Annotated in this window: 27 protein-coding genes; 26 read left to right on the forward strand and 1 reads right to left on the reverse strand. The window is 40.6% G+C overall.

All coding sequences use genetic code 11. From position 1 onward, the window contains the following. Window positions 1-280 precede the first annotated feature (280 nt). From PQ511_RS12620 to ndk, 7 genes are all read left to right on the forward strand, one after another. Window positions 281-553 carry an HU family DNA-binding protein gene (locus PQ511_RS12620; RefSeq protein ID WP_048309232.1) on the forward strand — a complete coding sequence of 91 codons (273 nt, stop codon included), beginning with the start codon at window positions 281-283 and terminating at the stop codon, window positions 551-553. A gap of 119 nt (window positions 554-672) precedes the next feature. Next, a complete protein-coding gene (folE, locus tag PQ511_RS12625) occupies window positions 673-1,239 on the forward strand; it encodes a GTP cyclohydrolase I FolE (RefSeq protein WP_224594272.1) in 567 nt (188 codons plus the stop codon). 22 nt (window positions 1,240-1,261) lie between these two features. Further along, window positions 1,262-1,483, forward strand: a complete 222-nt coding sequence (mtrB, locus tag PQ511_RS12630) for a trp RNA-binding attenuation protein MtrB (protein ID WP_098443979.1) — start codon at window positions 1,262-1,264, stop codon at window positions 1,481-1,483. A 203-nt stretch (window positions 1,484-1,686) separates the two neighbouring features. Next, window positions 1,687-2,514, forward strand: a complete 828-nt coding sequence (locus PQ511_RS12635; RefSeq protein WP_273852257.1) for a heptaprenyl diphosphate synthase component 1 — start codon at window positions 1,687-1,689, stop codon at window positions 2,512-2,514. Between the two features lie 3 nt (window positions 2,515-2,517). Next, entirely contained in the window at window positions 2,518-3,246 is a 729-nt protein-coding gene (locus tag PQ511_RS12640; protein WP_273852258.1) for a demethylmenaquinone methyltransferase, read from the forward strand. Between the two features lie 20 nt (window positions 3,247-3,266). Continuing rightward, a complete protein-coding gene (hepT, locus tag PQ511_RS12645) occupies window positions 3,267-4,238 on the forward strand; it encodes a heptaprenyl diphosphate synthase component II (RefSeq protein ID WP_273852259.1) in 972 nt (323 codons plus the stop codon). A gap of 101 nt (window positions 4,239-4,339) precedes the next feature. Further along, entirely contained in the window at window positions 4,340-4,783 is a 444-nt protein-coding gene (ndk, locus tag PQ511_RS12650; protein ID WP_273852260.1) for a nucleoside-diphosphate kinase, read from the forward strand. Between the two features lie 93 nt (window positions 4,784-4,876). Here the strand turns inward: ndk and PQ511_RS12655 are convergent, their stop codons facing one another. After that, window positions 4,877-6,295, reverse strand: a complete 1,419-nt coding sequence (locus PQ511_RS12655) for an amidase (protein ID WP_273852261.1) — start codon at window positions 6,293-6,295, stop codon at window positions 4,877-4,879. A 220-nt stretch (window positions 6,296-6,515) separates the two neighbouring features. Between PQ511_RS12655 and aroC the strand changes: the two genes are divergently transcribed. The 19 genes from aroC to PQ511_RS12750 all read left to right on the forward strand — a co-directional run bounded on the left by aroC (window position 6,516) and on the right by PQ511_RS12750 (window position 24,747). Next, window positions 6,516-7,688, forward strand: a complete 1,173-nt coding sequence (gene aroC / locus PQ511_RS12660) for a chorismate synthase (RefSeq protein ID WP_273852262.1) — start codon at window positions 6,516-6,518, stop codon at window positions 7,686-7,688. A gap of 2 nt (window positions 7,689-7,690) precedes the next feature. Then, window positions 7,691-8,767, forward strand: a complete 1,077-nt coding sequence (gene aroB, locus PQ511_RS12665; RefSeq protein ID WP_273852263.1) for a 3-dehydroquinate synthase — start codon at window positions 7,691-7,693, stop codon at window positions 8,765-8,767. Then, complete coding sequence (gene aroH, locus PQ511_RS12670; RefSeq protein WP_273852264.1) at window positions 8,764-9,126, forward strand: chorismate mutase; 363 nt, start codon at window positions 8,764-8,766, stop codon at window positions 9,124-9,126. The genes aroB and aroH overlap by 4 nt, the downstream gene beginning before the upstream one ends. Window positions 9,127-9,400: 274 nt before the next feature. Then, window positions 9,401-10,921 carry an anthranilate synthase component I gene (gene trpE / locus PQ511_RS12675; protein ID WP_337957765.1) on the forward strand — a complete coding sequence of 507 codons (1,521 nt, stop codon included), beginning with the start codon at window positions 9,401-9,403 and terminating at the stop codon, window positions 10,919-10,921. Then, window positions 10,914-11,939 carry an anthranilate phosphoribosyltransferase gene (gene trpD / locus PQ511_RS12680; protein WP_273852266.1) on the forward strand — a complete coding sequence of 342 codons (1,026 nt, stop codon included), beginning with the start codon at window positions 10,914-10,916 and terminating at the stop codon, window positions 11,937-11,939. The genes trpE and trpD overlap by 8 nt, the downstream gene beginning before the upstream one ends. After that, entirely contained in the window at window positions 11,932-12,702 is a 771-nt protein-coding gene (gene trpC / locus PQ511_RS12685) for an indole-3-glycerol phosphate synthase TrpC (RefSeq protein ID WP_273852267.1), read from the forward strand. Before trpD ends, trpC begins: the two co-directional genes overlap by 8 nt. Then, a complete protein-coding gene (locus PQ511_RS12690; protein ID WP_273852268.1) occupies window positions 12,650-13,327 on the forward strand; it encodes a phosphoribosylanthranilate isomerase in 678 nt (225 codons plus the stop codon). The genes trpC and PQ511_RS12690 overlap by 53 nt, the downstream gene beginning before the upstream one ends. 2 nt (window positions 13,328-13,329) lie before the next feature. Continuing rightward, complete coding sequence (gene trpB, locus PQ511_RS12695) at window positions 13,330-14,517, forward strand: tryptophan synthase subunit beta (protein WP_273852269.1); 1,188 nt, start codon at window positions 13,330-13,332, stop codon at window positions 14,515-14,517. Further along, window positions 14,510-15,337: a tryptophan synthase subunit alpha gene (trpA, locus tag PQ511_RS12700; RefSeq protein ID WP_273852270.1), complete on the forward strand. Its 828-nt coding sequence runs from the start codon at window positions 14,510-14,512 to the stop codon at window positions 15,335-15,337. The genes trpB and trpA overlap by 8 nt, the downstream gene beginning before the upstream one ends. A gap of 9 nt (window positions 15,338-15,346) precedes the next feature. Continuing rightward, entirely contained in the window at window positions 15,347-16,450 is a 1,104-nt protein-coding gene (hisC, locus tag PQ511_RS12705; protein ID WP_273852271.1) for a histidinol-phosphate transaminase, read from the forward strand. Beyond that, window positions 16,447-17,553 (forward strand): prephenate dehydrogenase, encoded by a 1,107-nt coding sequence (locus PQ511_RS12710; protein ID WP_273852272.1) that lies wholly within the window; start codon window positions 16,447-16,449, stop codon window positions 17,551-17,553. The genes hisC and PQ511_RS12710 overlap by 4 nt, the downstream gene beginning before the upstream one ends. 13 nt (window positions 17,554-17,566) lie before the next feature. Continuing rightward, a complete protein-coding gene (gene aroA / locus PQ511_RS12715) occupies window positions 17,567-18,853 on the forward strand; it encodes a 3-phosphoshikimate 1-carboxyvinyltransferase (RefSeq protein WP_273852273.1) in 1,287 nt (428 codons plus the stop codon). Window positions 18,854-19,260: 407 nt separating this feature from the next. Next, on the forward strand, window positions 19,261-20,535 hold the full coding sequence (locus PQ511_RS12720) for a tetratricopeptide repeat protein (RefSeq protein WP_273852274.1): 1,275 nt from the start codon (window positions 19,261-19,263) through the stop codon (window positions 20,533-20,535). A gap of 67 nt (window positions 20,536-20,602) precedes the next feature. After that, complete coding sequence (locus PQ511_RS12725; protein ID WP_226657463.1) at window positions 20,603-21,139, forward strand: ReoY family proteolytic degradation factor; 537 nt, start codon at window positions 20,603-20,605, stop codon at window positions 21,137-21,139. Window positions 21,140-21,313: 174 nt separating this feature from the next. Beyond that, window positions 21,314-22,144: a GNAT family N-acetyltransferase gene (locus PQ511_RS12730; RefSeq protein ID WP_273852275.1), complete on the forward strand. Its 831-nt coding sequence runs from the start codon at window positions 21,314-21,316 to the stop codon at window positions 22,142-22,144. Further along, on the forward strand, window positions 22,131-22,601 hold the full coding sequence (locus tag PQ511_RS12735) for a YpiF family protein (RefSeq protein WP_273852276.1): 471 nt from the start codon (window positions 22,131-22,133) through the stop codon (window positions 22,599-22,601). The genes PQ511_RS12730 and PQ511_RS12735 overlap by 14 nt, the downstream gene beginning before the upstream one ends. A 133-nt stretch (window positions 22,602-22,734) precedes the next feature. Next, complete coding sequence (locus PQ511_RS12740; protein ID WP_273852277.1) at window positions 22,735-23,232, forward strand: ubiquinol-cytochrome c reductase iron-sulfur subunit; 498 nt, start codon at window positions 22,735-22,737, stop codon at window positions 23,230-23,232. Between the two features lie 12 nt (window positions 23,233-23,244). Continuing rightward, on the forward strand, window positions 23,245-23,916 hold the full coding sequence (gene qcrB / locus PQ511_RS12745; RefSeq protein ID WP_098443956.1) for a menaquinol-cytochrome c reductase cytochrome b subunit: 672 nt from the start codon (window positions 23,245-23,247) through the stop codon (window positions 23,914-23,916). Window positions 23,917-23,979: 63 nt separating this feature from the next. Further along, window positions 23,980-24,747, forward strand: a complete 768-nt coding sequence (locus PQ511_RS12750) for a menaquinol-cytochrome c reductase cytochrome b/c subunit (protein WP_226657468.1) — start codon at window positions 23,980-23,982, stop codon at window positions 24,745-24,747. Window positions 24,748-24,832 lie beyond the last annotated feature (85 nt).

A 24,832-nucleotide genomic window follows, 5' to 3' on the forward strand; every position in this document is an offset into this window, starting at 1 on the left:
GCGGTAAATGTAGCCCTTTGCGAGGTATTAACGGAATTGATTGAATTAACCAACTACTAAGAAAGTGATCGTTAGAGCGTTTACAAATAGTGAATATAGCAGATAATAGGTAAAAAAACACTGAAAAATCGTTGAAATCGACACAAACGTATTGAATTCTTTCGCATCTTCGTATAATATAGGGCTTGCAAACGTACTAAACGTGCATTGCAACGTATAAATAGTGGTCATTAAGTGAATGAATGTATTTATCCATCTCTCTTGAGAGGAGGTGAACAGAATGAACAAGACAGATCTAATCAATGCTGTTGCAGAATCTGCAGAGCTTTCTAAAAAAGAAGCGACAAAAGCTGTTGACTCAGTTTTTGATAACATTATGCAATCCTTGCAAGAGGGTGACAAAGTTCAACTAATTGGTTTTGGTAACTTTGAAGTCCGTGAGCGTTCTGCTCGTAAAGGGCGTAATCCTCAAACTGGCGAAGAAATCGAAATCGCTGCAAGTAAGGTTCCTGCATTTAAACCTGGTAAAGCCCTTAAGGATGCAGTTAAGTAAGAAATACATAGGGCAAAAGAAGAGTCGCACATTATGCGGCTCTTCTTTTTTGCTAACTTTTTCTCCATGTGCTAGAATCTTCATAGGTAATAAAGGCCCTGAATGGAGGAGTAAGAACAATGTATGAAGTTAATCATGAAAAAATACAGGAAGCAGTGACAATGATCCTTGAAGCCATCGGTGAAGATCCGAATCGTGAAGGGTTATTAGATACTCCGAAACGTGTTGCTAGAATGTACGAAGAAATCTTTCAGGGGCTACATCAAGATCCAAAAGAGCATTTTCAAACGATCTTCGGTGAAGATCACGAAGAGCTTGTATTAGTGAAAGATATTCCGTTTTATTCAACTTGTGAACATCATCTTGTCCCTTTCTTTGGAAAGGCTCATGTAGCATACATACCAAAAGGCGGGAAGGTAACTGGCCTTAGTAAGCTTGCTAGAGCTGTTGAGTCTGTTACAAAACGTCCTCAGCTTCAAGAGCGAATTACCTCGACTATTGCGAATTCAATGGTAGATACCCTTGAACCCCATGGCGTCATGGTGGTTGTAGAGGCTGAACATATGTGTATGACGATGAGAGGCGTTAAAAAGCCTGGTTCATCAACCGTAACATCAGCAGTAAGAGGTGTGTTTGAAAATGACGCAGCTGCACGAGCTGAAGTGCTCGGTTTGATTAAAGGCTAATCCTTTAAACGGAGTGATTGATATGAAAAGTGATAGCAATGATTTTTTTGTCATTAAAGCTTTAGAAAATGGCGTGAACGTAATTGGGTTAACTAGAGGGTCTGATACAAGGTTTCATCATTCTGAGAAACTTGATAAGGGAGAAGTAATGATTGCCCAATTTACTGAACATACTTCTGCCGTTAAGGTAAGAGGGAAAGCCGTTATTCAAACAGAACACGGTGAAATAAGTACAGAAGAGTAAAGCAGGACATTGAAACCTGCTTTTCTTTCATTTTAAAACAGGGGCAGTCCGTTTTAGCTCTTGGGTTAATGTGCTATACTAGGGTTGAATACATAATTGAGACTTTACGGATATGGGTGCTCGAAAGAAGATAATGCAGCTTTCACCCTTTATAAGCGGGGCGCACACTTTTCTAATTGGAAGACATGTTAGGGGTATGGGATATGACAAATCCGAAGGAAACGACACATAAAAAAATAGCAGGAGTTCGAGACATGCTACAGTCTCGCCTATCCCATTCATATTTACTTCGATTTATCGACTTTCCAGTGATAGATGAAGAGAAGTTATATGTGTTTTATGGCATGCTAGAACAAGCGAAGCTCGAACATAGAAGGAAACAAGATACGCTTCTTTCCATCATGCTAGTCCAAATTGCGCTTGATACGCATGAACTAATATCACTTGAAGAGATTGATAATGAAAGCGATCGAAAGAATCGTCAGTTAACCGTTCTTGCGGGCGATTATTTTAGTAGCATGTATTATCATCTTCTTTCTAAATGGGAGGATAACGAGCTTATTCGAACACTTTCTGAAGCCATTCAAGAAATCAACGAAGCAAAAATGTCTTTTTACCAAACAGACTATAGCACGATTGAACCGGTGTTCGAAAATTTAAAGGAGATTGAATCCATTTTAGTAAGAAAAGTTGCTGAGCATTATGGCCTTTCAAACTGGAAAAGCTTCGGTTCACATTATTTCTACATGAATCGTCTTTTAACGGAAAGAAAGCAGGGGATTATTCAATCAGGTTCATTTATGTTACAAAAAATTGCTTCGACGCTTCTTTCGGTAAAAAGTGCGAAACTATCAACAAATCAAGCGTCCAAAGCAAAAATTGTTCTCGATTCTTATATTGCTTATGCAAAAAAAGAGATGGACCAACTTCTCCAACAGCATTCAGAACTCCATCAGCTATTTCAGGAGCGATTCGAATACAACTGGGGAATGACTGGGATTCAGGAAAAGAAAATGGCGGAAGAGGGATAAGGCATGGCTTCATCTAAAGAAGAACGCGTCCACGATGTGTTTCAAACGATTTCAAAGCGTTATGACGTAATGAATTCAGTGATTAGCTTTCAACGTCACAAAGCTTGGCGAAAAGATACGATGAGACTTATGGATGTTCAAAAAGGAGCATCTGCACTTGATGTATGCTGTGGGACTGCAGACTGGACAATTGCAATGGCAGATGCAGTTGGTGAAAACGGTACTGCGATAGGACTAGATTTTAGTGAAAACATGCTTGAAGTAGGTCAAGTAAAAGTGAATGAAAAGAAAAAAGAAAATGTAACTCTTCTTCACGGGAATGCAATGAATTTACCGTTTGAAGACAATTCGTTTGACTACGTTACGATTGGTTTTGGTTTAAGAAATGTACCAGATTATAACCAGGTGATTAAAGAAATGTACCGTGTCGTTAAGCCAGGGGGACAAGTGGTCTGTCTTGAAACGAGTCAGCCAACGATTCCGGTTTTTAGAGAAGTCTATTATGGCTATTTTAAGCACGTCATGCCGGTACTTGGGAAAGTATTTGCCAAGAGCTATGAAGAATATTCGTGGCTTCAGGAATCAGCTAGCACGTTTCCTGGACGAGAAGAGTTAAAACAACTATTCTTTAAAAATGGCTTCAGCCGTGTTGATACGAAGCCTTACTCTGGTGGTGTGGCAGCGATGCACAGAGGTTTTAAACCAATTAATAAGAGAACAGATATTTTGTGAAAATCAGTTAGGTGGATCTCATGAAATTAAAAACGATATACGCTTCTTTAAAAAAAGATTTGTCATTTATTGAAACTGAGTTGGAGCATACGGTAAATGCTCATCATCCCGTTCTTAGGGATGCCTCTAACCACCTATTAAAAGCTGGAGGGAAACGAATCCGTCCTGTTTTCGTTTTGCTCTCAGGGAAGTTCGGTCATTACAATTTACCACTCATGAAAAACGTCGCGGTTGCGCTTGAACTGATTCATATGGCTTCTCTTGTTCATGATGACGTGATTGATGATGCAGAAATGAGACGCGGAGCTAAAACCATAAAAGCAAAATGGGATAACCGGGTTGCAATGTATACAGGTGACTATATATTTGCTAGAGCCATTGAACTTGTGACCGAATTAAAAGATCCTGCTGCAAATCGTATTTTATCCCATGCTATTTTAGAGATGAGCATTGGGGAAATTGAACAGATTCGAGATCAATTTAATTGGGATCAAAATGTTCGCGATTATTTTCGTAGAATCAAACGAAAAACGGCCCTTCTCATAGCCACGTCATGTGAGCTTGGAGCTGTTGCTGCGGGTGCTTCAAAAGAAGAGCAGCTTCACTTGAAGCAGTTTGGTTATTACGTTGGCATGTCTTATCAAATTACGGATGATATTCTAGATTATACTGGAACCGTAAAGCAGCTCGGGAAACCAGCAGGGGGAGATTTGCTTCAAGGAAACATTACGCTCCCGGTTCTTTATGCGATGAATCAGAAAAACGAAAAAGAGAAAATCATGGAAATTTTTTCAGAAGAAGTTCATTCTTCTCAAGAGCAGGTAGATCAAGTTCTCTCCATTGTAAAATTATCTGGTGGAATCGAACATTCCCGACAGATTAGTGATCGTTACCTACAAAAAGCTTTTTATGAACTAGAGCAGTTGCCTGCTTCCTCTGCAAGAACTTCATTGAGACAAATTGCGGAATATATCGGGAAAAGAAAACATTAAAAGGAAATGTTGTTATTTTTGCGAATATTTGATAGAATTTTGAAGGGCAGAAAAATGTTTCTGCCCTATACATACAAAGTGTTGAAAGTGAGGAGATTTCTATGGAGAAAACGTTTCTAATGGTTAAGCCTGATGGTGTTCAACGGAATTTAATTGGGGGTATTGTCTCACGCTTTGAGAATAAAGGATTTAATTTAGTAGGGGCTAAATTGATGACGGTTTCAAAAGATCTTGCCGAAAATCATTATGGTGAACATAAAGAGCGTCCTTTTTTTGGAGAACTTGTTGATTTCATTACATCTGGTCCCGTTTTTGCGATGGTATGGGAAGGTGAGAATGTTATTTCAACAGCTCGTACAATGATGGGGGCAACAAACCCGAAAGATGCTAATCCTGGTACAATTCGAGGTGATTACGGTGTTCAAGTGAGCATGAACGTCATTCACGGTTCGGATTCACCTGAAAGTGCGGAACGAGAAATCGCTTTGTTTTTTAACGAAACAGAATTAAATGAGTACACAAAAACCATTTCCAAGTGGGTTTAAATTTTTAGAAACAAATGAAAGCGCTTATATAAAAAGAGCCAGACCACTGTCTGGCTCTTTTTATATTTCATTAAAGGAAACAGGAAAAGATCATTATAGGTTTGGGAAGTGAAAACCCTTTTCCTTTTCAAGCGTATGAGCAATACGAAACAATAAACAATCGTTGAATTTGCCTGTCGCTGCCTGAAGACCTACTGGTAAACCTGAGGATGCTGTGCCTACAGGGATGGATATCGCTGGATGCCCGGTACAATTATATAGCTGTGTCATCATCCAATCAGATATCGGGGCTGTGGCTTTTCCACTTATCTTATTCGGACCGTCGATTTGATGTGAAAAAGCTGTTACACCAACAACAGGTGAAAGAAGAGCGTCATAATGATCCAATTCATTTTGAAGCGTGTTCCAAATGATTGTACGTTTCATTTCCGTTTCTCTCAATTCCACTGCACTAAGATTTCTACCAGATTCAATCATGTCAGATACAGACTGACTGAATTGTGAAGGAAAACGATCATAAAGTGCACCGTAAGCGGTTGCTAAACCGGCGAACCACATTTTGTTGAAAAATGAAATTAATTCTTTTAGGCTCATCCCGAATTGAAAAGGAATCTTTTCTACAATAGCACCTTGCTCACGTAAAAGACTGATTGCTTCTTCGAGAGGTTCTAATATTTCTTGCTCAAATGGATATAAACCAAAGTTTTCTGTAAAGGCGAATTTTTTTCCTTTTACCCCTAATTTCATTTCTTCAAGTAAGTTTTCTTTTGGCACCGGAACAGAAAAAGGATCACTGGGCTGATAGCCTTCCATTACAGAAAGGAGTAGGGCAATATCACCGGTTGATCGTGCCATTGGCCCATAGTGAACAAAAGGATGAATGGTACCAAACCGATTGAGGGGAGAACTGTCAAACGGAACACGGCCAAACGTAGGTTTATGGCCGACTATGCCATTTAGGCTAGACGGAATGCGAATTGAACCGCCGCCATCGCTCCCTTCTGCTAGTGGAACGCACTTGCTTGCAACTGCAGCAGCAGATCCACCACTCGACCCTCCAGCAGTTTTAGAAGAATCCCATGGGTTTTTAGTTGGTCCTACTAAGAGGTTGTCTGTTGTGCCTTTATGGCCAAATTCTGGCGTGTTTGTTTTTCCTATAATAATTGCACCTGCGTCTCGAATCCTTTTTACAATTGTGGGCTCTGAGTGTGATATGTGGTCCTCAAAAAGTGGAGAGCCAAAAGTAGTGCGACGACCGGCAATCGGAGTGAGATCTTTTAATGCGATTGGTACACCATGCAAAGGTCCTCTTGTGCCTGTATTCATCAGTTCTTTTTCAGCAGATTTTGCTTCTTTTATAGCTTCCTCTTCAAAAACAGTAATAAATAAATTCAGTTTAGGATTCAAACGTTGTATTCGATTAAGATGACTTTGCACAACTTCCACTGGTGAGATCTCTTTTGCTTTTATTTTTTCCGCCATCGATTGAGCTGTGAGGTTGGTGATTTCCATCTAGACACTTCCTTGTTGTAAGTTATATCTTCAAGATTAACGAAATAAATCAGCTGAGGCAATAATGCTAAAGAAATGAATAAAAATATTGTGTTTTTTTAGTTAAATTGTGTTAGGATATGCCCAACCATCATGGAAAAGTTAAAAATACTTACACGAATTTTATATGGTGTGATATAGTAGTACGTAAAAGCGCCAAAGCATAATGGAGGAGATTGAGATGAGATACTTAACAGCGGGAGAATCACACGGGCCACAGTTAACGACAATACTAGAAGGACTTCCTTCTGGTCTTGAGCTATTAGCAGAAGATGTTAATACGGAACTTGCGAGGCGCCAACTTGGGTACGGCAGAGGTCGCCGTATGCAGATTGAGAAGGATCAAGTTCAAATTCTAAGTGGTGTACGCCATGCGAAATCGACGGGTGCTCCTATTGCGCTTGTCGTAGAAAATAAAGACTGGACACACTGGAAAAATTATATGGGTGCAGAGCCGTTAACAGAAGAGCAAGAAGAGAACATGAAGCGTCAAATCTCTCGTCCAAGACCAGGTCACGCAGATTTAAATGGCGCAATTAAATACAATCATCGAGACATGCGAAATGTGCTAGAGCGATCGTCTGCACGAGAAACGACGGTAAGGGTAGCTGCGGGTGCAGTGGCTAAAAAGCTACTTAAAACGCTTGGTATTGAAGTTGCGGGGCATGTGCGTATGATTGGTGGCATAGAAAGCCAATATGATGGTGGTTTGTCTCTTGAAGAGGTTCAGCGGGTATCAGAACAATCGCCAGTTCGTAGTTTAGATGAAGAAGCAGGAAATAAAATGATGGAAGCCATTGATGATGCTAAGAAGAATGGTGATTCAATTGGAGGGATCGTAGAGGTCATCGTAGAGGGTCTACCTGTAGGTCTTGGCAGTCATGTTCACTATGATCGTAAACTAGATGCCAAAATTGCAGGAGCTGTTATGAGTATCAATGCTTTTAAAGGTGTCGAGTTTGGGATAGGGTTTGAAGCGGCTAGAAAGCCAGGTAGTGAAGTTCATGACGAAATTCTATGGTCCGAGTCAGAAGGATATACCCGTAAAACGAATCGACTTGGAGGTTTTGAAGGTGGAATGACGACAGGAATGCCAATTGTAGTTAAAGGGGTTATGAAACCAATTCCAACTCTTTATAAACCACTTCAAAGTGTAGATATTGACTCAAAAGAACCATTCCAGGCAAGCATTGAACGTTCTGATAGCTGTGCGGTACCGGCAGCAAGCGTGGTGGCTGAGAATGTGGTGGCATGGGAAGTTGCTTGCTCCATTCTTGATAAATTTGGTCATGATCGTATTGAAGAAATTGCTGATGCCCTTGATCGCTACAGGACTTATAGCCGGGAGTTTTAGGAATGAATCGTTTATCAATTGATACAAACAGCGGCAGTTATTCTGTCTATATCGGTACTGGAATTCGAAACAAATGGCGAGAGCTGGTTGATTACGCTTCTTACTCAAGGTTTTTCATTATTACAGATGAAGCGGTGGAAGCAAGGTATTTACCATCTATTCTAGGGGATGAGAATATCCCAACTTTTGTAGTGCCTTCTGGAGAAGGATCCAAATCTTTTACCATGTACCATAAGGTAATGACGGCATTACTTAAAGCCGACTTAGATCGAAAAGCCTGCATTATTGCTCTTGGCGGTGGGGTTGTTGGCGATCTCGCCGGCTTTGCTGCCGCTACATATATGAGAGGTATTGACTTTATCCAGATTCCTACAACGCTATTGGCTCATGATTCTAGTGTTGGTGGGAAGACAGGGATAAACCATGAAGTAGGTAAAAATTTAATTGGTGCTTTTCATCAGCCATCTGCCGTTATTTTTGATACGGAGTGTTTAAGAACTCTTCCTGAACGTGAATGGCGTTCAGGTTTTAGCGAAGTCATTAAGCATGCACTTATTCATGATGAGTCGTTTCTGCGCTGGCTTATGGAGAGAGGCAAACCAGTCCAGGATTACACTGATGAAGAGCTTCAACTTATTATTGAGAAGGGCATTAGTGTCAAAGGTGCTATCGTAAAAGAAGATGAGCGTGAAAAGGGAATAAGGGCTTACTTGAATTTTGGTCATACGCTTGGTCATGCTATTGAATCAGAGCTTGGCTATGGAAAAATGACTCATGGAGAAGCGGTCGCTATAGGCATGATCTATGCCCTTAAGCTAAGTGAGGAATATTTTCAAACCACGCTTCGTATGGATGAAATAACAAAATGGTTTCAAGAAATTGGCCTTCCTACTGAAGTGCCCAAAGAGCTTAGAGCTAACAAGTTAGTTAACCGCATGAAGAAAGACAAAAAAGCAGAAAACAAAACCTTGCAGTTTGTTTTGTTAAAGAAAATTGGTCAGCCTGTTAAGGTGTCGGTAGATGATGAGTCTGCCCTTGAACTGCTTCAAGCTTGTATAGAAGGGAGCGGCACACATTGATTCGAGGTATTAGAGGAGCAACGACAGTTAACCTAAATGAAAAAGACGAAATTATTCGTGCAACGACAGCTTTACTAGAACAATTAATTCAACACAATGAAATCAATCCAGCTATGGTGGCGTCCATTCAGTTTACAATGACGGATGATTTAGATGCTGTCTTTCCTGCTGAAGCAGTTCGAACATTTAAAGGGTGGTCAAATGTCCCGTTGCTTTGCTCATCGGAAATCCCTGTTCAGGGAGCACTACCACTGTGCATTCGCTTGTTAATGACTGTAAATACAACAAGTGACCAGGATAAAATCAACCATGTTTATTTGGAGAAGGCTGTGGCACTTCGTCCAGACCTTGCAAGTTGACAAATTTATTTGGTCATACTAGGATAGAAATAAGTTTAGAGTAGAGGCAACATAAGTTATTAAGAGTTGAGAGAGCTGAGAATAGGATAGTTGAGTTGAGGAGAGCTTAGAGGGATACGTCTATACACCCCCTGAGGTTATTCAGGGGGTTTTTATATACCCTTTTATGGAATATGTAACATTCAGACGATTCGCGTCTGTTATTTGTTATACCTCTTTATTTTTAATCCTCGGAATACTCAATTTTCCATTCTCCATTACGAAACATGGAGAGGTGAGAAAGTTGACTACAGATTATTCTTCATTTCAAAGGGATGCCGAACAGTTTGGCATGATCCCAATGATGAAGTCGTATTTTCTTGATACGGCTACACCCATTCAAATATTTCAAAATATAGGTAAGCGAGCAAGCTTTCTATTAGAGAGTAGTGATCAGGAATCCAGGTGGTCACGTTACTCCTTTATTGGCGTCGATCCCATTTATTCTTTCATCGAGCAGCAAGGGACTTTCATCGTTACGGATGCAAGTGGGAACGAAATTTTACAGGAAAATAATTTTCAATCAGGTGTAAAGGCCCTTTTCGACTATTTAAACCCCAAACTTCCTGATCATGATTTTCCCTTTTACGGTGGTGCTGTCGGTTATATAGGCTATGACGCCGTCAGTGAATTTGATAAAATCCCAGTTCATCCAGATCGAGATGAAAAGATGCCGCTCGTTCATTTCATTGTTTGTGAGAATTTAGTCATCTTTGACCATCATTTAAAACGATTAACGGTTTGTCATCATGCAAGGGTAAAAGAAGGAGCAGATGTGAACGAAATTTACAACAATGCTTTCTCCGTGATGGAAGAGCTGGTGACCCTTTCGTCTAAGTCGAACCAATCAGAAGTAATGGTTCTACCGGAAGATGCATCTCATGAAGTGGATTTCTCACAAATTAAATCTAACTATGAAAAACAACAATTTTTAAATGATGTCAATAAAATAAAATCTTACATTGAGGAGGGAGATGTTTTTCAAGCTGTATTATCACAGCGATTTGAAAAGGATATCACGATTGGAGGATTGGATCTTTATCGGGTTCTCCGCGTCATTAATCCATCTCCCTACATGTTTTATTTAAAGATGAATGATGTTGAAATTATTGGAAGCTCACCTGAAAAATTAGTTCAGGTTCAGGATGGAAGGATTGAAATTGACCCAATCGCTGGCACAAGAAAGCGAGGCAGAACCGATCAAGAAGATAATGAACTCGCAGAAGAATTATTGCAGGATGAGAAAGAGCGGGCAGAACATTACATGCTCGTTGATCTTGCTAGAAATGATGTAGGGCGAGTAGCGGAATACGGAAGTGTGTCGGTTCCGCAGTTAATGGATATTGGTCGCTTTTCTCATGTCATGCACATCATTTCAAAAGTAACAGGGATTTTAGCTCCCCCATTCACTAGTTTAGATGCCGTTGTAGCTTCGTTCCCTGCTGGAACAGTGTCAGGTGCTCCAAAAGTACGTGCGATGCAAATCTTAAATGATCTCGAACCGACATCACGGTCTATTTATTCAGGTGCAATCGGCTATATTGGATTCGACGGAAATATCGATTCATGTATCGCAATTCGAACAATGGTGATCAACGATGGAACAGCCTACGTCCAAGCTGGAGCGGGAATTGTAGCAGATTCAATTCCTGAAAATGAATGGGAAGAAACGCGAAATAAAGCGAGCGCCTTAATAAAAGCAATTCAGGTAGCGGAAGCGATTTTCGATAAAAAGGAGGAGCGACTTAATGTTTAAAGAACAATTAAGTAGAATGATAGAAGGTCATACCTTGTCAGAAACGGAAGCAGAACAGGTGATGGACGTCATTATGGAAGGAAAAGCAAATGATGCCCAAATCGCAAGTTTCTTAACAATTTTGCACATGAGAGGCGAATCGGTTGCTGAGTTAACGGGATTTGTTCGCTCCCTTCGAAATCATGTCGTTCAGCTAGATCATGGTGGGCTCCCCCTGATCGATACTTGTGGTACAGGAGGCGACGGGCACTCTACTTTCAATATTTCCACTGCTTCAGCTATACTCGTTTCAAGTCTTGGAGTAAAAGTCGCAAAACATGGTAACAAAGCAGTATCGTCCAAAAGTGGTAGTGCGGACGTTTTAGATCAGCTTGGCATCCCTACGCAGTCAAGTCGTGAGGAAGCTGTCACAACGCTTAAAGATAAAAACATGTGTTTCCTATTTGCTCCAAATTACCATGTTGCTATGAAACATGCGGTAAATGCTCGCAAAGCGATTGGATTTAGAACCGTCTTTAATAGCCTTGGGCCGCTTGCAAATCCGGCTGGTAGTCAGGCACAGTTAATTGGTGTCTATCGTTATGAAAAGGCACTGAAAATGGCAGAAGCCTTAAAGCGATTGGGGACAGACCGTGCACTCCTCGTTACTGGTGGTGAAGGAATCGATGAATGTTCAATTTCAACGTATACTGATTTCGTCGAGTTAAGGAATGGGAACATTACGACGTATCGTCTTACACCTGAAGATGTCGGCCTTTCGAGGGGGAGGGCGCAAGATTTGGTAGTAAATAACTCAAAAGAAAGTGCCGATCTAATTGCACAAATCTTTAATAATGAAGGAAACGAAGCTAGCACTGGCATTGTTCTTTATAATGCTGGAGCAGCTCTCTATCTTGCAGGAGCGTGTGCCACGATTAAAGACGGTGTTCGAATGGCGAGCGAGGCCATTATAAATAGGACCGGTCAAAAACATCTAAATAGGTTAAGTGCAAAAAAGGAGCTGAATGTTCATGCTTGAGCAAATTATTAAAGTAAAACACGATGAGATGGAACGATTTGCTATGCCAGAAGACGAAAAAGTTACGAACGTTTCGTTAATTCAAAGCTTGCGTAAACCAACCCATGAGTTAAGTCTCATTGCAGAAGTAAAGAAGGCTTCACCATCTAAAGGGATGATTAATGCCAATTTTGATCCCGTAGAAGTAGCGAAAGCTTATGAAAAAGCAGGTGCGGATGCCATTTCAGTTTTAACGGATGAATCCTTCTTTATGGGGAGTAATGCTTTTCTAACAGAGGTGAAGAAGCACGTGTCTTTGCCGGTATTACGGAAAGATTTTATTATAGATACACGCCAAATTGAGGAAAGTAAGCGAATTGGTGCAGATGCGATTTTATTAATTGTAAGAGCACTTGGGGCAGAAAAGACAAAGGAATTTTACGATTTCGCTTCAAAACTAGGGTTAGAGTGCTTAGTGGAAGTCCATTCAAAAGAAGAGCTTGAAACACTTACCTCTCTTTTTACTCCCGCCATTATTGGCGTGAATAATCGGAACCTTGCGACGTTTGAAACTTCAACAAAACAAACCCATTCACTCAGCGAACATATCCCTTCCTCTACTTTAATGGTAAGTGAAAGTGGTATCTCAACCTACGAAGATATTAAAGATGTAAAAAGTGCGGGTGCGAAAGCTGTGTTAGTTGGGGAAGCTCTGATGAGGGATGGAACGTATGAAAAAGGAATTAGGCGTTTGTTCGGTGAAACAGTACATGACAAATCCTAAACTAAAGTTTTGCGGTAATCGATCGTTGGAGGATTGGAAGAGGGTTAGAGTGAGCGGTGTCCCATATGCAGGGTTTATTTTTGCGAATAGTGTCCGGCGTGTAACGAATGAGCAGGTTAAAAGCTGGTTAAGTGAATATCCTCCACTAAATGATATGAAGGTTGTTGGGGTATTTGTTAACCCCGAATTGGAAGAGTTGGCTCAAACAGTGAGTGAAGTACCCCTTGATGTTCTCCAACTCCATGGTAATGAAACACCAGTATTCGCAGCAAAAGTTAAACAAATGACAGGGAAAACGATTTGGAAAGTGATACACCATGACAAAAAATCTCTGGGTGAAATGAAACGGTACGAAGGAATAGTTGATGGATATATCGTTGACACCAAACTACCTGGTCAATGGGGAGGTACCGGAAAACGTTTTGATTGGGAGTCTATTCCCTCCTATCAGGCTGCAGCGGCTGAGCAAATGGTACCATTATTTGTAGCTGGTGGCATAAAACCAGATAATCTTCAAGAGCTGATAAGCTACCATCCAGATGGAATTGATGTATCAAGTGGAATTGAAACCGACGATAAGAAAGACATAACGAAAATGAACACCATAATCGAAAGGCTGGGATAACAATGGCAACAATTGTACCTGATCAACGTGGCAGATATGGAAGATATGGCGGTAAATATGTTCCAGAAACAGCAATGTATGCGTTAGAAGAATTAGAACAATCATTAAATGAAGCAATGGCAGACGAACAATTTATGAAGAATTATCATGATGAACTAAAAAAATATTCAGGGCGGCCAACGCCAATTACACACGCAGAAAATTTATCAAAAAGACTTGGTGGGGCACAAATTTATTTGAAGCGTGAGGACCTTAACCATACAGGGGCACACAAATTAAACAATGCAATTGGACAGGCTCTTCTTGCTGTTCGTATGGGGAAAGAAAAAATTGTCGCCGAAACAGGTGCAGGTCAGCATGGTGTTGCAGCTGCAACCGTGGCTGCTCGATTTGGCTTAGAATGTAAGGTGTTTATGGGAGAAGAGGATATTAGACGCCAGGAATTGAACGTGTTCAGAATGAAGCTTCTTGGTGCTGAAGTGGTCCCAGTTTCTTCTGGTAGCAAAACGTTAAAAGATGCGACAAATGAAGCGATTCGATACTGGGTAGCGAATGTGGAAGATACGTTCTATCTAATTGGTTCAGTAGTAGGTCCGCATCCGTATCCAAAGATGGTGAGAGATTTCCAGCGTGTCATCGGTGATGAATCACGTGAACAAATGGAAGCATTGCCTGATCAGGTGATTGCTTGTGTTGGTGGTGGAAGTAATGCTATGGGGATGTTCTACCCATTTCTTAATGATGACGTTCGTTTGATAGGAGTAGAAGCTGCAGGTAAAGGGATTCATACTGGCGAACATGCAGCAACGCTGTCGGAAGGTCGACTTGGAGTGATCCATGGTTCAATTACTTACTTATTGCAAAACGAAACAGGACAAATTCAGGAGCCCCACTCGATTTCTGCCGGGCTCGATTATCCGGGAATTGGACCCGAGCATGCCTATTTAAATGAAACAGGTCGGGTAACTTATACAGGAATTACTGATACTGAAGCACTTGACGCATTAAAAGTTCTCTCTGAAGAGGAAGGCATCATTCCTGCGATTGAAAGTGCTCATGCGCTAGCTGAAGCATTGAAACAAGCGCCTAATATGAATGGAAATGAAGTGATTCTCGTTTGCCTCTCAGGAAGAGGAGATAAGGATGTGCATACGATTATGGAACATCTTGGGGGTGAAGGTAATGAATAAACGATTTGAGAAGCATGTAAATGGAAGAAACGATCTCTTCATACCTTTTGTTGTAGCTGGTGATCCAACAGAGGAAACGACTATTCAATTAGCATTGATGCTTCAAGAAGAAGGAGCTAATGCAATTGAACTCGGGATTCCATATTCTGATCCTCTAGCAGATGGTCCGGTGATTCAGCGTGCGTCATTGCGTGCGTTAGAACATGGCATGAGCCTTGAGAAAGCAATGGGTCTCGTGAAAAAAATGCGAGAAAAAGGACTTGAAATTCCAGTTGTGATATTTACTTATTACAATCTTTTGTTACAATTAGGAGAAGAACACTTCTTCGCTTTAGTGCGAGAAAATGATATTGACGGACTACTAGTTCCAGATCTTCCTTTTGAAGAAAGTGAAGAGTGGAGAGAAAGCTGCAATTCTAATGAGATTGCATTCATTTCTCTTGTTGCTCCAACAACTTCAGAGAAGAGACTGCAAGCCATTTCAAAAGAAGCTACTGGATTTCTTTATTGCGTCTCGTCGCTTGGTGTTACGGGGACGAGGACTGATTTTCATTCCTCTGTCTTCACATTTCTCGATCGAGTGAAAAAGCATAGTATGATCCCAGTTGCAGTTGGTTTTGGAGTATCGGCTCCTGAACAAGTTGAAAAGCTAAAAGAGCACTGTGATGGTGTTATTGTTGGTAGTGCGATTATTCGTCAAGTTGAGGACCAAGTGGAAGTATTGAAGAAAGAAGCATCCCAAAAAGAGGGGATCGATCAAATTCGTTCATATGTACGAAATTTGATTTCTCCATATGGGAAAGTGAAAATCCATTCGTGAGGTGCAGGTATGATTCCAAAAAGACAAATGAAAGGGTTAACTCCCTACAAGCCAGGTAAGCCAATTGAAGAAGTGAAAAAAGAACTTGGTCTTAAACAAGTAATTAAACTTGCTTCAAACGAGAATCCATATGGTTCCTCTCAAACAGTAAAAGAGGCCATTGAAAAGGAATTGTCACAATTACACATTTATCCAGATGGCTATGCAGCTTCTCTTCGAACTGAGGTAGCAAAGCACCTTAATGTAAATGAAGATCAGCTTGTTTTCGGCAATGGATCAGATGAAGTCGTCCAAATCCTATGCAGAACATATCTTGAAAAAGGAACAAATACAGTGATGGCGACGCCAACTTTTCCTCAATATCGCCACAATGCGGTTATAGAAGATGCAGAAATTCGAGAGGTTCCACTGACTGAAGGAAAGCATCAACTAGAAGAGATGTTAAAAGCCATTGATGAAAATACACGCATCATTTGGGTGTGTTCACCCAATAACCCTACAGGAGAGCATGTTCCAGAAGAAGAGCTGTTTGCATTTATGGAAGAAGTGCCAGAACACGTACTTGTGGTAATGGATGAAGCATATAAAGAATATGTGACGGCTACGGATTTTCCTGATACGATCTCAGCGCTCCCAAAATATAAAAATCTCGTCGTACTACGAACATTTTCAAAAGCGTATGGTATCGCAGCCTTGCGAGTTGGATATGGTGTTGCGCATCCGGAAGTGATCTCGTCAATTGAGCCGTCGCGAGAGCCGTTTAATACATCACGTGTTGCTCAAACTGCTGCAATTGCTGCCCTTAGAGACCAGAAATTTATCCAGATGTGTCGAGAAGAAAATGAAAAAGGCCGCGCCATTTATTATGCATTTTGTGAAGAATATAATCTCTCTGTATATCCTTCTCAAGGAAATTTCGTACTCATTGATTTCGGTATTCCTGCTGATGATGTATTTGATTATCTTATGAGGCATGGATACATTGTGCGATCAGGCTCTGCTCTCGGCTTTCCAACTTCAGCCAGGATAACTGTAGGCTCTGAAGAACAAAATAAAGAAATTATTAGCTGTCTTTCACAGTTTCTTGATGAAAAGAGAAAGGATCCGTCATGAGTAAAAACGTTGCAGTCATCGGTCTTGGGCTAATTGGTGGTTCTATTGCTCTTGCAATCAAGGCAGGACATCAGGATGCCAAAATAACAGGATACGATGTGAATCAAAACCAGCTTGATCTAGCAAAGGCACTTCGTGTAGTGGATCACACCGCTTCTTCACTAGAGGAAGCGGTGCAAAATGCTGACTATATTTTGATAGCAGCTCCTGTCCTTCAAACAGAACAAATTCTATTACAACTTTCTTCTATCAACTTAAAAGATACAGTTATCATTTCGGACGTTGGAAGCACGAAGCTTTCCATAGTAAAACATGCGAAAAAGATACTTCCCCCATCTACTACCTTTATTGGGGGCCACCCAATGGCAGGATCTCATAAAACAGGGGTGACAGCAGCGAAATCTCATCTTTTTGAGAACGCTTTTTATATTTTGACGCCAGACGATGAAGTTGACAGAAGTAAGTTATATGAACTAATGGATCTTTTAAGCGAGACAAATGCGACTTTTGTTGAGCTAGATGCCGAAGAGCATGATTATTTAGTTGGGTTAATTAGTCACTTCCCCCATATTTTAGCCGCAAGTCTTGTCAACTTTGTTAGCGATCGAAATAATAACCAGCGCTATAACGTAGCAAGATTCGCAGCTGGTGGGTTTCGAGATATCACTCGCATCGCATCAGCAAGCCCTGTAATGTGGCGTGATATATTATTAAGAAATAAAGATGTTTTACTCCAAATGACAGAAGAATTGAAGATGGAGTTAGACAGAATTCAAAGCTATATTAAAGAAGAAAACGGAGACGGTATTTTTAATTATTTTTCAAATGCGAAAAATTTCCGTGATGGTTTACCCGCTCGCTCAAGGGGAGCGATTCCTGCCTTTTATGATTTGTTCTTAGATGTACGTGATCAACCCGGGGTAATCGCTGCCGTTACACAGAAACTCGCAAAGGAAGAAATTTCGATTACGAACATTCGTATTATTGAAACGCGAGAAGACATTATGGGTGTGCTACGGGTGAGCTTTCGCTCGGAAACGGACCGTGATAACGCGAAAGTTGTTCTCGATCGTGATTTCGAAACCTATGTAGATGATAAATAAGGAGAACATGACTATGGAAACGATAACGAAAGCACATAGCCTTAAGGGGACTGTTGTGATACCCGGTGATAAATCCATTTCACACCGTGCTATTATGTTTGGATCGATAGCAAAAGGCACGACACATATTACGAATTTTTTACCGGGAGCAGACTGCTTAAGCACGATTTCTTGTTTTAAGCAAATGGGGATTCAGATTGAGCAAGATGGCGCTTCTGTTGTGGTAGAAGGGAAAGGTATCGACGGGCTTAAAGAGCCTTCTCAGCTTCTTAATGTAGGGAATTCTGGTACAACATTTCGTCTAATGATGGGGTTACTTGCTGGCAGGCCATTTCATTCGGTTTTAGCGGGGGATGAATCGATCGCGAAACGTCCGATGAATCGAGTGACAGTTCCCTTAACACAAATGGGGGCAGCGATAGATGGAAGAGAACTTGGGACTTTCGCACCTATTTCAATTCGAGGCGGAAACTTGAAAGGCATTACATATGAGTCCCCTGTCGCTAGTGCTCAAGTTAAATCAGCGATTCTTCTTGCTGGCCTTCAAGCTGAGGGAGTAACCACTGTATCTGAAACCGATCGCTCTAGAAACCATACTGAAAACATGCTCGAAAGCTTTGGAGTAAAGGTGAAGCGTGAAGATCTTTCAGTCAGTGTAGAGGGTGGTCAAAACCTTACAGCAACAGATGTTGAAGTACCTGGTGACATTTCTTCAGCCGCTTTTTTCCTCGTTGCAGGTGCAATTGTACCAAATAGCACCATTACTCTTTTAAATGTAGGGATTAATGAAACGAGAGCCGGAATTATTGATGTAATTAAACAAATGGGTGCTGCTCTGTCAATTAAAAATAGACGAGTTGTCAACCAAGAAGAAGTGGCGGATCTTACAATTTCTACGAGTGATCTTACTAATACAGTTATTGAAGGAGATATTATTCCGAGATTAATTGATGAGTTGCCGATTATTGCACTACTCGCTACACAGGCGAAAGGGAAGACAGTGATTCGAAATGCAGAAGAATTGAAGGTGAAAGAAACGAATCGGATTGATGCGGTGGTTGACGCCTTACAATTGTTAGGTGCTTCCATCACAGCAACACCAGACGGGATGGTGATTGAAGGGCCAACCCCACTCAAGGGAGGACGCGTTTCAAGTTTAGGTGATCATCGAATTGGTATGATGCTTGCTGTTGCTGGATGTATAACAGATGGCGCTGTAGAGCTCGATTTACCTGAAGCCATAAATGTTTCGTATCCTGACTTCTTTGAACATTTAAAGCAACTTCAAGCAGGTTCCTAGGAACTTGCTTGATTTCTTTTAGAAAAAACGCTAAATTTTCAAAACAATCTGTTGATTTTATAAATTTCTCTGTTATACTAAGGATAGTAATGGTTTCTCTCCACTCCTATCCATATTTATTTTGTCCCTGTGTTTTGAAAGCGTTAACAAACGCTTTCTGCACAGGGAATTTTTTCATTGATTTTTGAATACTCTTAGATTAATCTAGGAAAATCTACAACTAAATTAAGGCCGTGAAGTTGAAGATAACGAATTTGTTGATTATGATGGAGGAGAACCAATCATTTTAAGACTTCGTGTCATTGAATGTATAGTAAATTTTCTGATTACGAGAAGAGAATTAAAACATTCAATACATACCCGAAGTTAACGAAATAAAAAAGTAGTGTTAGAAGGAGTTTTGGAGTGTGGATCGTCTTAAACAAGCTGTCTCATTAATTGAGTCCGGGAATTTTGAAAAAGGTTTAAAAGAATTAAAAGAAGTACGAAAAGAAGCAGATCATGAAAGCTTATACGATCTATCGAATATTTACTACAGTCTTGGGCTTATTGAAGATTCCAGGGACGTTGTAGAAGAGTTACTTATTCATTACCCTAATGAAGGTGAATTACTAGTACAAGCGGCAGAATGCTATGTTGATCTTGAACAAGAGCAAGAAGCAATCGCTGCTTTAAATAAAATTGATGAAAATGATGCAGCGTATCCACCTGCACTTCTTTTATTAGCCGATTTATATCAAACAGAAGGATTAGAAGAAGTAGCAGAGCAAAAACTATTGGAGGCCAAGCGACTTTCCCCAGACGAACCAATCATTGATTTTGGACTTGGTGAATTCTACTTAACACAAGGCCATCATTTAAAAGCAGTTCCCTATTACGAAGCCGTGCTTGGAACAAAAGGAGAGCTGGCGAATGAAAATATCGAACTTAGGTTGGCAGAAGCCTTAAGTGGTAGTGGGCAATTTGAAGAGGCGCTTACTTATTATGAGAAAGGCCTGGAGAATGCTCGTGAGATTAATGCGCTGTTTGGATACGGTTTTACAGCTCTCCAAATCAACGAATATCGAAAAGCGATTAATGCGTTTAATGAACTAAAAGAGCTTGATCCACAATATAGTACGCTTTATCCATACCTTGCAAAAGCTTATGAAGAAGAGGGTGCGGTAGCTGAAGCGATCGAGGTACTCGCCCAAGGAATTAAATTTGATGAATTTAATGAAGAGTTATATTTGCAAGCGAGTAGATTAACATTTAAAACGCATGATAATGCGAGTGGTGAGCAGTACTTACGTGAGTTACTTGCTATCAACCCTGCTCATATTGAAGCCGCGAAGACGCTAGCTGCTTACTTGAAAACTGAGGAACGTTATGAAGATATTTTAGACCTTCTCAAAAACATTGAGGAAGGTGATCAGAACGATCCATACCTTGATTGGTCAGCAGCGACAGCATATGCGCAGGTAGAAGAGTATAAAGATGCCATAAAACGCTATGAAAACGCATATACTTATTTCAGACAGGATCCAATCTTCCTGGAGGAATATGGTGCGTTCTTAATTGAAGAAGGTAGAAGAGAGGAAGCAGTGAAAGCTTTCAAGCTTGCTCTAGAGTTAGACCCATCACTCGTCCATCTTGAAGAAGAAATTTTGCGATTTGAAGAGGAAACTTTTAAAGAGGATTAAAGGGAAGAAGGAAATTTATCTTCAATGACGAATTCTTACATTAGGAAAATCTCAGGGAGGAATCGCTATGAGCAGCTCCGTTTCTGTCGTTGAAAAGAAAGACTTTCTGAAATGGTTTTTAAAGAAATATCAAGTAAAGAAACGTGAATGTGTCTGGCTACTGAATTATTTAATAAGTGATGAAGTGTTGATGGGAAATGTTCATTTTGTTGAAAATGCTGAATTTTGTCCAAAAGCACTTGTGATTTCCACTCATTGCGTGGAAAATGCTCCTTTTCGTTTCTATAAACACAACATCATCACGACAGACCCTGAAAAGTCTTTTCATGATATTCGCTTGAATCAGGACGAGCCTATTTACATCCAGCTAAACTTCAAAAGTAAAAATGTGTCTCCCCATTACGTAGCTGTACTGGAAGAGAATCCATTTTTACCTGAGAATATGGCAGCTGATAAAAAGTATTCGTTCATGGCTGAAATGGTTCTCGATGAATCATTTACGCGATTTAAAAAGGAATCCATTCTAAAACAAATTGATGAGGCGCTGGATCGAAATGATGAAATGGCGTTTATTCACTTAAGCAAGCAATTAAGTAATTTATAACCCTTGAAGCATTCAAGGGTTTTTTGTTTGGTTTAATTATATAGATGTTTGGAACGTGCGTTCGAGGAAATCTCTTCAGTCGCGTCTTAACAGATGATATACTAGAAACTGATATGTAAGAGAGATTTGATGAACCATGTTAACGAAAGCGTTGTAAGTAAAGGAGGTAGCTTGTTGATTCGAAGATTGACTAGTAAAGATATTCCCATCATTAAAGAAATGCCAACGGGTTTAAAAGAAGATTATGTTGGTCGAATACTACAGAGGCTCTTGGAAGAAGAGACCTTGCTGGGCTATTTTTATAAAGAAAAGCTTGTTGGTATAGCCGGCATGACGATCTTTGAACGGGAAGCAGTCGTTCTAGGGCGGTTACGTACACATGCTGATTATCGTAACCAGGGAATTGCTTCTGCCTTAATGAAAGCCTTGCAGAAGGAAGCATGTCATCATAGGCTGATCTCCTGGGTTGGTTATGCTACAGAAGAGTACAACACGCCAGGTAATCGTTTAGCACCACATTTAAAGATGAAACTTGAAGCAAAAGTTGTGTCTTCACGCGTCAGTCCCTATGTTATGATAGGACAAAATAAGACAGAGCCTTTCAAACGAGTAGTGGCAGCAGATAAAAAAATAACGATCGAAACATATTGGAAGAAAAATGAATCGGACTTTTTTCCTTACTCTATCTATTATCCTCTTCCATTTATGCCTATTCTCTCTTCATCTTATTTAAATCAAGTAGAGCTGTTTGTGAATGGTAGTGGCGGGTTTATGATTATGAAAGAAGAGAAAGGTGCTTCCTATTTACATCTGAAAGTTTTTAATGAAACAACCCTTTACTCTAAAGAATTGTGGGAAACGGTTAATGCGTATGCTAGTGAAGAGGCAAGAACCATTTGGGTAGATTTACCCTTGCAACAAGCAAAGTGGCTAGAACCTTATTCGCATCAAACCGTATGGCATTTATATGGACAAAAAAGGAGTTTGCAAAATGAAATGGACTGAATCAGACATCGCATTGTTTGAAAAAGAAAAAGAATATGTTGATACAGCGGTTCTTCCACTCGTACCAATTTCGATGACGAGCAGCTTGAAAACCACAGTTTCTATGGGAGAATATATTTCCATTATATCAAGTGAACTAGAACGACAATTAAAAGGTCGTCTACTATTACTCCCTGCCTTTACATATTTAAGTTCAGAGGAACAAGAGACAACGAAGAACCGTTTGAAAAAAGTAGAGGAAGAATTAAAGCTTGGTGGTATACAGCATATTATCTCGTTAACTGCTGATGTAAATTGGAAGCAGGTGGAGGATCAGGTTTCAAGTGCGCTCTTATGGATGCCTGCCATTCCACTTGAACACATGGATGAACAATACAAGATGGAAACGGTATCAGCTCAAGTAAAGCAAGTTTTACAATTTGTAACAAATACGTGGCAAAGTAATATAAATAGTTGATTTGTGGCATGCTAAAGACCAATCAGAATATTGACAGAGCAAGAGTGACTACGCTATCATAGGAATGTCCTAGTTATATGTGTATTCGATTTTTGTCCGGCTGGACTGACTTCATAGGATAGGGGGGAAACCAATGGCGAAGAAGAAGGAAGTAACAAGACGCCAATTTCTAAACTACAGCCTGACTGGTGTCGGCGGTTTTATGGCAGCAGGGATGCTCATGCCGATGGTTCGTTTTGCAATTGATCCATTGTTAAAAGAAGGAGCCAAGCAGGAGTTTGTACCTGTAATGGACACAAGTGAGATTACGAACAAACCAGTTCGTAAAGAATTCAAAATTGACCAGGTTGATGGTTGGTATGAATCTGAGGTCACTCAATCCGCCTGGGTTTACAAAGATGAAAAAGACGAAATTGTCGCTCTTTCACCAGTTTGTAAACACCTGGGCTGTACGGTAGACTGGGCTTCAAATGCAGCATATCCAGATCAGTTTTATTGTCCGTGCCACGGTGGCCGTTACACAAAAGATGGTGTGAATGTAAAAGGAACACCACCTCTTGCGCCGCTTGATGTTTACAACAAGAAAGTTGAAGATGGAAAACTTTACCTCGGAAAACCTGAACCACGTTAGGGGGCGTAATCTATGTTAAATAAGATCTATGATTGGGTAGATGAACGCTTAGATATTACGCCAATGTGGCGCGATATTGCAGATCACGAAGTGCCAGAGCACGTTAACCCAGCTCACCACTTTTCAGCGTTTGTTTATTGTTTCGGCGGTTTAACGTTTTTTATTACCGTTATTCAAATTCTATCCGGGATGTTCCTTACAATGTACTATGTACCTGATATTGTGAACGCCTGGGAGTCTGTCTACTATCTTCAAAATGAAGTAGCATTCGGACAAATTGTAAGGGGAATGCACCACTGGGGAGCCAGTCTCGTTATCGTTATGATGTTTCTACATACCCTTCGCGTATTCTTTACCGGCTCTTACAAAAAACCTCGTGAATTAAACTGGGTAGTTGGTGTATTGATTTTCTTCGTTATGCTTGGTTTAGGATTTACGGGATATCTTTTACCATGGGATATGAAAGCGCTATTCGCGACAAAAGTTGGTCTTGAAATTGCGGTTACAATCCCTGTAGTAGGTGAATGGGCTAAGACCCTACTAGCAGGTGGAGAAATCATCGGGGCGCAAACTCTAGCACGATTCTTTGCGATTCACGTTTTCTTCTTACCAGCTGCACTTCTTGGGTTGCTTGCTGCTCACTTTATCATGATTCGTAAACAGGGTATTTCTGGCCCTCTATAAGACGTATTTTCGGAACTTATATTTAATTGACGACACAATTTTTTATACGAAGGAGGGGGACAGATGCATCGCGGAAAAGGAATGAAGTTTGTTGGCGACTCGCGTATCCCTGCGCAGAGAAAGCCTAACATTCCAAAAGATTATTCAGAGTACCCCGGCAAAACAGAAGCGTTTTGGCCGAACTTCTTGTTAAAAGAGTGGATGGTAGGGGCGGTATTCCTAATCGGTTACTTAGCTCTAACGATTGCCCATCCATCTCCGCTTGAGCGTGTAGCGGACCCTACTGACGCCACGTATACGCCACTTCCTGACTGGTACTTTCTCTTTCTATACCAACTCTTGAAGTACAAATTTGCAGCTGGTGACTATACGCTTGTAGGTACAGTCGTTATGCCAGGCCTTGCCTTTGGTGCACTTCTTCTAGCTCCATGGCTTGATCGTGGTCCTGAAAGAAGACCTGCTAAGCGACCAGTAGCAACAGCATTAATGCTTCTTGGTCTCATTTCAACTGTTTACTTAACATGGGAATCAGTTGTGACGCATGACTGGGAGAAAGCAGCTAAGCAAGGGGAAATTGTTGAAGCTGAAGTGGACAAAGAGTCCGAAGGTTATGCCATTTATTCTGGGCAATCTTGTATTGGATGCCATGGTGATAGTCTTCAGGGAGGTTCTGGTCCATCACTTCTTGAAACAAAACAAACGAAAGAATCCATTATGGATATTGCTGTAAACGGAATTGGCGGAATGCCAGCAAATGCTTTCAAAGGTTCTGATGAAGAACGTGAAAAGCTAGCTGAATTTATTGCTGAAACGGCTAAAGCAAATCAATAATATGAAAAAGCTGACTGATGCAGTCAGCTTTTTTCTAATTTAGCTCGAATTTCTTAAAAAAGCTTTAGAGAAGGAGATCAACATG

It is taken from the genome of Guptibacillus spartinae (assembly GCF_028610625.1).
Taxonomy (GTDB): Bacteria; Bacillota; Bacilli; order Bacillales; family Guptibacillaceae; genus Guptibacillus; species Guptibacillus spartinae.

What these genes read in the sequence shown, in the direction of transcription:
- PQ511_RS12620 (WP_048309232.1), top strand. Translation starts at nt 281, where the DNA reads ATGAACAAGACAGATCTAATCAATGCTGTTGCAGAATCTGCAGAGCTT.
- folE (WP_224594272.1), top strand. Translation starts at nt 673, where the DNA reads ATGTATGAAGTTAATCATGAAAAAATACAGGAAGCAGTGACAATGATC.
- mtrB (WP_098443979.1), top strand. Translation starts at nt 1,262, where the DNA reads ATGAAAAGTGATAGCAATGATTTTTTTGTCATTAAAGCTTTAGAAAAT.
- PQ511_RS12635 (WP_273852257.1), top strand. Translation starts at nt 1,687, where the DNA reads ATGACAAATCCGAAGGAAACGACACATAAAAAAATAGCAGGAGTTCGA.
- PQ511_RS12640 (WP_273852258.1), top strand. Translation starts at nt 2,518, where the DNA reads ATGGCTTCATCTAAAGAAGAACGCGTCCACGATGTGTTTCAAACGATT.
- hepT (WP_273852259.1), top strand. Translation starts at nt 3,267, where the DNA reads ATGAAATTAAAAACGATATACGCTTCTTTAAAAAAAGATTTGTCATTT.
- ndk (WP_273852260.1), top strand. Translation starts at nt 4,340, where the DNA reads ATGGAGAAAACGTTTCTAATGGTTAAGCCTGATGGTGTTCAACGGAAT.
- PQ511_RS12655 (WP_273852261.1), bottom strand. Translation starts at nt 6,295, where the DNA reads ATGGAAATCACCAACCTCACAGCTCAATCGATGGCGGAAAAAATAAAA.
- aroC (WP_273852262.1), top strand. Translation starts at nt 6,516, where the DNA reads ATGAGATACTTAACAGCGGGAGAATCACACGGGCCACAGTTAACGACA.
- aroB (WP_273852263.1), top strand. Translation starts at nt 7,691, where the DNA reads ATGAATCGTTTATCAATTGATACAAACAGCGGCAGTTATTCTGTCTAT.
- trpD (WP_273852266.1), top strand. Translation starts at nt 10,914, where the DNA reads ATGTTTAAAGAACAATTAAGTAGAATGATAGAAGGTCATACCTTGTCA.
- trpC (WP_273852267.1), top strand. Translation starts at nt 11,932, where the DNA reads ATGCTTGAGCAAATTATTAAAGTAAAACACGATGAGATGGAACGATTT.
- PQ511_RS12690 (WP_273852268.1), top strand. Translation starts at nt 12,650, where the DNA reads ATGAAAAAGGAATTAGGCGTTTGTTCGGTGAAACAGTACATGACAAAT.
- trpB (WP_273852269.1), top strand. Translation starts at nt 13,330, where the DNA reads ATGGCAACAATTGTACCTGATCAACGTGGCAGATATGGAAGATATGGC.
- trpA (WP_273852270.1), top strand. Translation starts at nt 14,510, where the DNA reads ATGAATAAACGATTTGAGAAGCATGTAAATGGAAGAAACGATCTCTTC.
- hisC (WP_273852271.1), top strand. Translation starts at nt 15,347, where the DNA reads ATGATTCCAAAAAGACAAATGAAAGGGTTAACTCCCTACAAGCCAGGT.
- PQ511_RS12710 (WP_273852272.1), top strand. Translation starts at nt 16,447, where the DNA reads ATGAGTAAAAACGTTGCAGTCATCGGTCTTGGGCTAATTGGTGGTTCT.
- aroA (WP_273852273.1), top strand. Translation starts at nt 17,567, where the DNA reads ATGGAAACGATAACGAAAGCACATAGCCTTAAGGGGACTGTTGTGATA.
- PQ511_RS12725 (WP_226657463.1), top strand. Translation starts at nt 20,603, where the DNA reads ATGAGCAGCTCCGTTTCTGTCGTTGAAAAGAAAGACTTTCTGAAATGG.
- PQ511_RS12735 (WP_273852276.1), top strand. Translation starts at nt 22,131, where the DNA reads ATGAAATGGACTGAATCAGACATCGCATTGTTTGAAAAAGAAAAAGAA.
- PQ511_RS12740 (WP_273852277.1), top strand. Translation starts at nt 22,735, where the DNA reads ATGGCGAAGAAGAAGGAAGTAACAAGACGCCAATTTCTAAACTACAGC.
- qcrB (WP_098443956.1), top strand. Translation starts at nt 23,245, where the DNA reads ATGTTAAATAAGATCTATGATTGGGTAGATGAACGCTTAGATATTACG.
- PQ511_RS12750 (WP_226657468.1), top strand. Translation starts at nt 23,980, where the DNA reads ATGCATCGCGGAAAAGGAATGAAGTTTGTTGGCGACTCGCGTATCCCT.